Below are 2,684 nucleotides of genomic sequence, written 5' to 3' on the forward strand. Positions count from 1 at the left end.
GCCCCGGTCCGGTCAGCGGACGCCGACGCAGGGGCCGGTCGGCACCGCGCCCGGCGCGTCGACCGCCGCCTGCAGCTGCGGCAGGACCTGCTCGACGGTGAGCGCGTAACCCGTGTCGGCGGCGTCCATCGCGGCACCGAACACCACGCCCACGACCTTCCCGTCGGGTGTGATCAGCGGGCCGCCGGAGTTCCCCTCGCGGACGCTGCCCCGCAGGATGTAGACCTCGCGCTCCACGGTCTGCTGACGGTAGATGTCGGGTCCGCGCAGGGTCACCCGCTCGCGGATCCGGGCCGCGTCCGGCCGGTAGGGACCGTTGCCGGGATAGCCCACGACGATCGCGTCGTCGCCGGTACGGGCGCGGTTCTCGGCGAAGGGCAGGACCGGCGCCTGCAGCCCGGGCACGCGCAGCACTGCCACGTCCACCGAGGAGTCGTAGACCACGACCTCGCCGTCGAGTTCGCCGTCGCCGGCGACCACGGTGACCGAGCCGGTGCCGGCCACCACGTGCGCGTTGGTCATGACCAGGCCCGGGGCGGCCACGAAGCCGGAGCCCTCCAGGGCCCGACTACACGACTCGGCGCGGCCGCGGATCTTCAGCACCGACGGCTTCACCCGCGCCACGACCTCCGATCCCGCCAGCACCGGGTCGGGCGGCGGGACCTCCTGGAGCGGGGTGGTGCCGAACGGGCCGAGGATGTCCGGGAACCCGGTCGTGCCGAGGACCTGGGTGAACGCCGCCGGGATGCGCTGCAGCTGCTCGGGTGCGACGTCGTCGATCTTGGCCAGCACCGTCGAGCCCCGCACCGCCTTGCCGGGCCCGGGGCCCTCCTGGGCGGCGATGGGCACGGCGACCAGCCATGCCACCAGCAGCATGGCGGCGGACTGGAACACCGCGCCCAGGGTGCTGTCGAGAAGCCTCGCGCCGGTGCCGGAGATGTAGCGCCGGGCGGCCCGACCGATCGTCACCCCGGCGACCTGCCCGATGATGACCATCACGGCGATGATCGCCAGTCCGGCCACCAGGCGGCCCAGGGGCTCGTCGACCTCGCGCACCAGGTGTGGAGCCACCAGCAACCCGGAGGTCGCGCCGATCCCCACGCCGAGGAGGGCGAACCCGGAGGCGGCGGCGCCGTTGATCCAGCCGGAGATCGCAGCGGCGGCGGCCAGGGCGAACAGGGCGAGGTCGAGCCACTGCGACCCCGTCACCGAAGCCCCCTCCGCGGATTGTCGGCGGGCAGGTCGAGGGGCTCCTCGCCGTCGGGTGCCGCGTCACCGGCGTCACGGGTGTCCGCGGGCTCGGCGGTGTCGGCTCCGGCGCTCAGTCCGGGCACGCCGGCGACGGTGTGGTCGGCCAGCGGATCAGCGGACTCGCGGCGGGCCTCCTCGGCCGACATGCGGTGCTGTTCGCCGTTGCCGGACGCGGCGAGGGTCTTCTCGAGATCGCGGATGTCGTCGGTGTCCCACTCCAGATCCCAGCCGGCGGAGTGGAACATCGCGGCGAGGATTCCGGCGGTGAAGCCCCACACCACCAGATCGTCGTGCTGGAACGCGGGACCGGTCCAGCCGGTGGTGTGCCGCAGCAGGAAGCGGTTGGCCGGGTCGAGCAGCTCGCCCACCGGGACGGTCATCACGCGCGCGGTCTCGCCCGGGTCCACCACTCCGACCTCCATCGGCTCACGCCAGTACCCCAGCACGGGCGCGACCGAGTAGTTGGACACGGGGATGTACAGCTCGGGCAGCACCGCCAGGACGTCGACGCCGGCCGGGTCCAGGCCGGTCTCCTCCCACGCCTCGCGCAGGGCGGCCTCGACGGGACCGCTGTCCGTGTCGTCGACCCCGCCGCCCGGGAAGGAGATCTGTCCGGAGTGGTTGCGCAGGGTCGGCGCGCGATGGGTGAGCAGGACCCGCGCGTCCTCGGGCGGTAGGGGTCCCGGCGCGTCGGGCGAGCCGGACAGCAGCACCAACACGGCGGCGTCGCGGTGCGGGCGGCCGACCTCGTTGGGCCCGCGATGGGCGGGCGGCTTGCGCTGGGGCAGCAGCCCGTCGAAGCTGCCGTCGGTGCACGCCGACATCAGCGGGTCCATCCACCCCGGATGCGGGACGCCGGTGATGTCACCGGGACGGGGCACGCGACGGCTCGCCGGGTCGTTCGCGGTCTCGCTCACGCGGTCACCCCCAGGTGCTCGGCGACGGCGTCCAGCACGTCCTGTTCGCTGTCCATGGGCTGCACCAGCACGTGGGCGACCGTCCCGTCGGCCCGTACGAAGAGGGTGAGCGGCAGGACGGGCGGCGCGCCGAGCACGGTGGGGAGCTCCTCGTCGTGGTCGGAGACCGACACGAGTTCGTCGATACCGAGCGCGCCGAGGGTGTCGAAGCCCTTGGTCTCGGACGGGTCGGTGTGCGAGATGACCACCCGGACGTCGTCACCGAGCGTGGCGGCCGCGTCCTGGATCGCGGGCAGCTCGCGTCGGCACGGCTCGCACCAGTAGGCCCACATGTTGACGACCATGGGCTTGCCGGCCTGGATCTTGCCGAGCGTGGTGGTGGAGCCGTCGTCCATACACCGCACCATGAGGCCGGCGACGGGGCCGGTCGTGGTGGCGGGCGCGGCGCTGTCGCGGCAGGCCGGCAGGTCGGCGGTGGCGCGGGTCCCGGCGTCCACGACCGTGTGTGGCTCGTCC

2 protein-coding genes and 1 pseudogene are annotated in these 2,684 nt (G+C 73.8%); all 3 read right to left on the minus strand.

The genetic code is table 11. The features are described from left to right. Window positions 1-12: 12 nt before the first annotated feature. Window positions 13-1,209, minus strand: coding sequence for a MarP family serine protease (locus tag HMPREF3086_RS02520; RefSeq protein ID WP_061227531.1), 1,197 nt, complete (start codon window positions 1,207-1,209; stop codon window positions 13-15). Between the two features lie 200 nt (window positions 1,210-1,409). After that, window positions 1,410-2,075 (minus strand): annotated as a pseudogene (locus tag HMPREF3086_RS02525) (CoA pyrophosphatase); the annotation flags it as partial. Window positions 2,076-2,164: 89 nt separating this feature from the next. Further along, a partial coding sequence (locus HMPREF3086_RS02530) for a TlpA family protein disulfide reductase (protein WP_070720030.1) occupies window positions 2,165-2,684 on the minus strand: 520 nt, incomplete at its 5' end.

Origin of the sequence: Dietzia sp. HMSC21D01, assembly GCF_001815995.1 — a bacterium.
Classification (GTDB): Bacteria; Actinomycetota; Actinomycetes; order Mycobacteriales; family Mycobacteriaceae; genus Dietzia; species Dietzia cinnamea.